Origin of the sequence: Roseomonas rosulenta, assembly GCF_016106005.1 — a bacterium.
In the GTDB taxonomy this organism is placed as follows: Bacteria; Pseudomonadota; Alphaproteobacteria; order Acetobacterales; family Acetobacteraceae; genus Neoroseomonas; species Neoroseomonas rosulenta.
Genome location: NZ_JACADR010000277.1, coordinates 1 through 5905 on the forward strand (window position 1 = coordinate 1; position 5905 = coordinate 5905).

The 5905-nt window shown below is 69.2% G+C and carries 7 protein-coding genes; 3 read left to right on the forward strand and 4 right to left on the reverse strand.

All coding sequences use genetic code 11. The annotated features are described in order from the left end of the window. From HW578_RS21905 to rimP, 4 genes are all read right to left on the reverse strand, one after another. Positions 1-195, reverse strand: a 195-nt coding sequence (locus HW578_RS21905) for a translation initiation factor IF-2 associated domain-containing protein (RefSeq protein ID WP_198372841.1), incomplete at its 3' end; no start/stop codon positions are given. 64 nt (positions 196-259) lie between these two features. Next, positions 260-877 carry an RNA-binding protein gene (locus tag HW578_RS21910; RefSeq protein WP_198372842.1) on the reverse strand — a complete coding sequence of 206 codons (618 nt, stop codon included), beginning with the start codon at positions 875-877 and terminating at the stop codon, positions 260-262. Positions 878-885: 8 nt separating this feature from the next. Continuing rightward, positions 886-2418 carry a transcription termination factor NusA gene (gene nusA, locus HW578_RS21915; protein WP_198372843.1) on the reverse strand — a complete coding sequence of 511 codons (1533 nt, stop codon included), beginning with the start codon at positions 2416-2418 and terminating at the stop codon, positions 886-888. A 12-nt stretch (positions 2419-2430) separates the two neighbouring features. Further along, the gene (gene rimP, locus HW578_RS21920) at positions 2431-2949 is read right to left on the reverse strand and encodes a ribosome maturation factor RimP (protein WP_198372844.1); all 519 of its coding nucleotides are present in this window, start codon (positions 2947-2949) and stop codon (positions 2431-2433) included. Between the two features lie 160 nt (positions 2950-3109). Between rimP and HW578_RS21925 the strand changes: the two genes are divergently transcribed. The 3 genes from HW578_RS21925 (at position 3110) to HW578_RS21935 (ending at position 5777) form a co-directional block, all read left to right on the forward strand. Beyond that, the gene (locus HW578_RS21925) at positions 3110-3697 is read left to right on the forward strand and encodes a YceI family protein (RefSeq protein WP_198372845.1); all 588 of its coding nucleotides are present in this window, start codon (positions 3110-3112) and stop codon (positions 3695-3697) included. After that, the gene (locus tag HW578_RS21930; RefSeq protein WP_198372846.1) at positions 3678-4226 is read left to right on the forward strand and encodes a cytochrome b; all 549 of its coding nucleotides are present in this window, start codon (positions 3678-3680) and stop codon (positions 4224-4226) included. Before HW578_RS21925 ends, HW578_RS21930 begins: the two co-directional genes overlap by 20 nt. Before the next feature lie 327 nt (positions 4227-4553). After that, complete coding sequence (locus HW578_RS21935; RefSeq protein WP_198372847.1) at positions 4554-5777, forward strand: sulfite oxidase; 1224 nt, start codon at positions 4554-4556, stop codon at positions 5775-5777. Positions 5778-5905 lie beyond the last annotated feature (128 nt).

Sequence of the window (5905 nt, forward strand, 5' to 3'; positions counted from 1 at the left end):
CGGCGTGACGCCCGGCTTGGGCGGCGGCGCGACAGGACGCTTCTTCACCACCTCGACCTGGACGGTCTTGCTCCGGCCATGGCTGAAGGACTGCCGCACGCTGCCGGCATCCACGGTCTTGCCGAGTTCAAGACGTCCGCCGGGCCGAAGGCTCAGCCTGCTCTTGCCTGCGTCCTGCTCGTTCTGGTCGCTCATCAGCCGATCCGAACCCGATCCAAAAAAACAAAGCCCCAGGGTCGCGCGACCTGCGCGCCCCGCATCAAGTCTGCGTCGCGTCGGCGGTGAAACCCGCCAGCCGCTCGGCCTCGAGCCGGATGGCATCCGCCAGCCGGCCGGGAGAGACCACCACATGCACCGCGTGGTCGCGCCCGAATACTCCACCCAGTTCCGCCGCCGTCAGCGGCGCAACCACCGGTAGATTTCGGCCACCGAAGCGCGCACGCTCCGCCAGGCTGCCATCCACCGCCTGCACCAGCAGCCCGGCGCGGCCGGCCTGAAGCCATTCGCGCCCGGCCTGCCAGCCGGAAACCGCCTGCCCCGCCCGCCGGGCCAGGCCCAGCAGGTCGCGGATGCGGGCGCGGAGACCGTCCTCGATCCGCGCACGAAGGTCGGAGGGAAGCGTCACGGGTCCGCGCGCGGCCCGCATGAAGGCCCCGCGGCTCAAGGCGCGTTCTAGCACATCGCCCCGCGCGCTCAACCACATTCCCCGGCCCGGCAGCTTGCCGAGCAGATCCGGCACGATCTCGCGGCCCGGCCCCAGCACGAAACGTAGCATCCGCTCCTTCGGCAGGCTCTCGCGCGTCGCGATGCAGCGGCGGAGCGGGCCGCTCTCGGGCGGGTCCTCCTCCTCGGCTGAATCGGCCAGCGCTGCGGTCATGGCGTGGGTCAGGCCTCCGTGGCCTCGTCGCCGAGCCAACCCGCGCGGCGGCGCGCTTCCATGACGATGGCGTTGGCCGTTTCCTCGTCCACCACCTCGGCGCCCAGGATCTCGATGAGCTCGTCGCCGGCCAGGTCGGCCAGGTCCTCGAGGCCCTTCACGCCCTTTTCGCCGAGCGTGACCATCATCGCCGGGGAGAACCCGCCGATCTCGGCCAACACGTCGTCCACGCCCATCTCGCGGCGCTTCTCGTCCAGCTCGCCGTCGCGCTTCTCGATGAAGGTCGCCGCGCGGCGCTTGAGCTCGGCGGCCACGGATTCGTCGAAGCCTTCGATGCCGGCCAGTTCCTCGTCCTCGACGGTCACGATATCCTCGATGGTGCCGAAGCCTTCCTGCACCAGCAGGCCGGCGATCACGTCGTCGACGTCCAGAGCCTCGACGAACAGGCCGGTGCGCTTGCGGAATTCCTCCTGACGGCGCTCGGATTCCTCGGCCTCGGTCAGGATGTCGATGTCGTAGCGCGTCAGCTGCGACGCCAGGCGGACGTTCTGCCCGCGGCGGCCGATGGCGAGGCTCAGCTGGTCGTCGGGCACCACCACCTCGCAGCGCTTGCCGTCCTCGTCCAGCACGACCTTGGACACTTCCGCCGGCGCCAGCGCGTTCACGATGAAGGTCGCGAAGTCTGGCGACCAGGGAATGATGTCGATCTTCTCGCCCTGAAGCTCAGCGACCACCGCCTGCACGCGCGACCCGCGCATGCCGACGCAGGCGCCGACCGGGTCGATGGAGGAATCGCGGCTGATCACGGCCATCTTGGCGCGCGAACCAGGGTCACGGGCGACCGCCTTGATCTCGATGATGCCGTCGTAGATCTCGGGCACTTCCTGCGCGAACAGCTTCGCCAGGAAGCCCGGATGCGTGCGGCTGAGGAAGATCTGCGGCCCGCGCGGTTCCTCGCGCACGTCGTAGATGTAGGCGCGCACGCGGTCGCCGTTGCGGAAGGCCTCGCGCGGGATGGTCTCGTCGCGGCGCAGCAGGGCTTCCGCGCGGCCCAGGTCGACCATCAGGTTGCCGTACTCGGTGCGCTTGACGATGCCGTTGATGATCTCGCCGACGCGGTCCTTGTATTCCTGGAACTGCTTGCCGCGCTCGACCTCGCGCACGCGCTGCACGATCACCTGCTTGGCGGTCTGCGCGGCGATGCGGCCGAAATCGATCGGCGGCAGCGGGTCGATGATGAACTCGCCGACCTGGATGCCCGGCTTGATCTTCTGCGCGATGCGCACCGGGATCTGCGTCGCCTCGTTCTCGACCGGCTCGGCCTCGACCACCTCGGTCCAGCGGGAGAGCTTCACCTCGCCGTTGCGGCGGTCGATGACGGCGCGGATGTCCTTCTCGTGGCCGTACTTGGCGCGGCCGGCCTTCTGGATGGCCTGCTCCATCGCTTCCAGAACCTCGTCGCGCTCGATCATCTTCTCGCGCGCGACGGCGTCGGCAACCTGGAGCAGTTCGGGACGGGCGATGGCGATCTCGGCGGCCATGGAGCCTCTCTCCTAGTTCGTGGTCGGTGGCGCCGCGGTGGCGGCGATCAGTTCGTCGGTCAGCACCAGCTGGGCCTTGCGGATGTTGCTCCGCGCGAAAGCCATTTCGGTGCCGTCATCCAGCCGCATCCGCGCCGTGTCGGCATCCGCGCCCAGAGCCACGCCGCGGAAGCGCTTGCGCCCATCCTGCGGGATAGCGAGTTCCAGCTTGGCGACATGCCCGGCGAAGCGGTTCCAGTCCTTGGCCCGCGTCAGCGGCCGGTCGATCCCGGCCGAGGACACCTCGAGGTCCCATTCGCCCCTGATCGGGTCAGCCACGTCCAGCACGGCGCCGATGGCGTGGCTGATCGCCTCGCAATCCTCGACGCGGAACAGCGCGCCATCGGCGCGGTCGGCCATGACCTGCACGGTCGGGCGTTCCTTGCCCGAGACCTGCACGCGCACGAGTTCGTAGCCGAGATGCGCGAGCGTCGGCAGGATGGCGTCGGCAATGCGGGCCTCGAGCCCCTCATGCCGCGGAAGGTCGTCCATGGCGTCCAAGCAACAAAAAAGGCGGCCCCTTTCAAGGCCACCCCCCGTCAATCCGGCTGGTGATGTCGGAGGCCCTTATGACGCTTCGCCGCGCACGATGCAAGCGGGGGTTGCGCGGCCGTTCCGACGCCCGACATGAGGGGGCGCGGAGGTGGTCGTCATGGCGAAAGGCGTGATCGGACGGCGGGGCTTCGCGGCCGGCCTCGGCGGCGCACTGGCGTTCGGCCGGCCGGCGACGGCGCGCACGCGCTACGTGTTCGACCAGGCGGTCGGCCGGCTCGAATTCGTGGCGCGGCATCTCGGGGTGCTGTCCTCCACCGGTCGCTTCGAGGATTTTGCGGCCGAGTTGCTGATCGACCCGGACCAGCCGCTCACCACCCATGTCGAGGTCACGGTGCGCACCGCCGCCGTGGCGCTCGCCTATCCCGGTGCGGTGGACCTGCTGCGATCCCCCGCCTTCTTCGATGTCGAGCGCTTTCCGGAGGCGCGCTTCACGGGCCAGGCCACCGGCGAGGGCACGCTTGCGCGGTTTCCGTTGGCGGGCGACCTGACCATCCGCGGCATCACCCGCCCGCTCCGGATGGAGGCCCGCCTGGTGGACCGCAAGCGCGACGCCGCGCTGGGGCGCGACGTGGCGGAGTTCTCCGGTGGCGGCACCATGAAGCGGTCGGAGTTCGGCATGACCGCCGAATCCGCCGCCATCTCCGACGAGATCCGCCTGGTGGTGCGTGTCCGCATCATCATCTGAGGCCTGGAGCCCCGCGCAGCGGTGGCTGCACTGGGCGGTGGCGCTGCTGGTCGTGCTCGGCTTCGCCATCGGCCTCGTGATGGTGGCGCTGCCGCTGACGCAGTTGCTGGCCAAGATCATCGCCTACCAGGTGCACAAGACGATCGGGCTGCTGGTGCCGCCGCTGGTGCTCTGGCGGCTGTGGCTGCGCGCGCGGCGCGGCCGGCCGCCCGAGGACCCTGGCCTGCCCGCCTGGCAGCACAGCGCCGCGAGGCTCGGCCATGCCGCGCTCTATGCGCTGCTGCTGGTGGTGCCAGTGCTCGGCTACCTCAGCGCCAGCACCGCGCCGGGACAGATCGAAACGGTGATGTTCCTGCTGGTTCCCATCCCGCATGTCCTCGAGCCGGACGAGGCGAGCTACGAAACCCTGCGCGCCATCCACCAGGTCCTGGCCTGGAGCCTCGTCGTGCTTGCGGCCGGGCACGCGACGGTCGCGGTCATACACCACAGGCGGGGGCACAGCGTGCTGGCGCACATGCTCGGGCGGTGATCGAACTGCCGGTGGTGCGTTCCGGCGCCGATCCTCGGCGTTTCCGGTGGGCCTGCATCGCTCGGCGCGCATCCTCAGCGGCCAAGTGGAGCGCATGCGTCCAAGGCCTGAAACTTCCGTAAACTTCGGAATTTGCGGGCGCCTCCCATGCTAGTTTTATGGGTGGCGGGTGCGAGCAGTCCCCCGATGTATCTTCGCGAGACGAAGGCCTCTGGCGCTGTGCTCCGAAGGCATGGGATCCACCGGGCGCCGGCCGGTGCGAATGATGCACGCGTCTGCTGATGCACGCGTCTGCGTATCACGCGGCGGAGCATTGTGCCTGGCGTCATGCCGCGGTCCTTCGTCCCGAGTGCTTCACGTCCAATGCGGACAGGGAGGACGCACATGAGCCACATCCAACGACGGGATCTGTTGCTGCAAGGAGGCGCGGCGGCTGCAGTGCTGCTGCAAGGAGGTGCTGGGATGGCGTTCGCCCAGGAGGGCGAGCGGCTCATTCCCTGGTCCGATCAGCCGGCGCCGGTGCCGCCCCCGCTTGCGAACGTGGCACGCAACCTGCCGCGCTGGGAGGACCTGGACAGCTGGATCACGCCGACCGGGAGGTTCTTCCAGATCGGGCACTACGGCTGGCCCGCGATCGACGCCGGAGCGTGGCGGCTCGACATCCTGGGGCATGTCGATACGCCGTTGCGGCTCTCGCTCGCGGAGCTGAGGGGCAGGCCACGGCAGGAGGTCACCTTCACGATCGAATGCTCGGGCAATCACGGCCTGCCTTTCCTGACGAGCGCGATCGGCAACGCGCGCTGGGCCGGCGCATCGCTTGCCGACATCCTCAGGCAGGCGGGACTCAAGGACGGTGCCAAGGAAGTCGTCTTCTTTGGCGCCGATCAGGGTGACGAGGTCGTCCGCGGCGGGACGCCGCTCGAGCTCCGGTTCACCACGCGCTTCGCGCGCAGCATGTCGCTCGACGACGCGATGAACCCGGCGACCATGCTGTGCTACGAGATGAACGGGGAGGCGCTGCCGGCGGCGCATGGCGCGCCGACGCGCCTGATCGCACCCGGATGGTACGGGATCGCCAATGTGAAGTGGCTGCAGCGGATCGAGGTGCGCGACACGCGCTTCGTGAACCGGTTCATGGGTCGCGATTACGTCACCATCCGCGAGGAGCGCAGGAATGGCGAGACGATCATCCAGGAGACCGCGGTCGGCCGCGAACTGCTGAAATCCGCCCCCGCGCGCGTCACGTTCCGCGACGGCCGCCACCGGATCGCCGGCATGGCCTGGGGGCCTGCCCCGATCGCCGCGGTCGAGGTGCGGATCGATGACGGGCCGTGGATGCGGGCCACGCTCACCGGGCCCGACCAGGGTCCCTCCGCGTGGCGGATCTGGACGCTCGACTGGCCGGCGGAACGGGGTGAACACCGCATAACCTCGCGTGCCATCGACGCGTCCGGCCAGGTGCAGCCGGCCATGGATGACCCGCTCATCGCAAACAAGAGGACCTATTGGGAGAGCAACGGCCAGGTCACGCGGCTGATCCGCATCGGCTAGGTGTTTGGTCCCGGGCTTTGGTGGTGCAGTCTTCTCCCTGGCATGGAGGGATGCGCTATGGGGCAGGTTCTTCACGGCTGCGCCCGCACGACAGAGGCGGTCCGTCGCGCGATCCAGCATAGTCAAGC

Excerpts from the sequence above, each read along its gene's own strand:
- HW578_RS21935 (WP_198372847.1), top strand. The coding sequence starts at position 4,554 with ATGCCGCGGTCCTTCGTCCCGAGTGCTTCACGTCCAATGCGGACAGGG.
- rimP (WP_198372844.1), bottom strand. The coding sequence starts at position 2,949 with ATGGACGACCTTCCGCGGCATGAGGGGCTCGAGGCCCGCATTGCCGAC.
- nusA (WP_198372843.1), bottom strand. The coding sequence starts at position 2,418 with ATGGCCGCCGAGATCGCCATCGCCCGTCCCGAACTGCTCCAGGTTGCC.
- HW578_RS21925 (WP_198372845.1), top strand. The coding sequence starts at position 3,110 with ATGGCGAAAGGCGTGATCGGACGGCGGGGCTTCGCGGCCGGCCTCGGC.
- HW578_RS21910 (WP_198372842.1), bottom strand. The coding sequence starts at position 877 with ATGACCGCAGCGCTGGCCGATTCAGCCGAGGAGGAGGACCCGCCCGAG.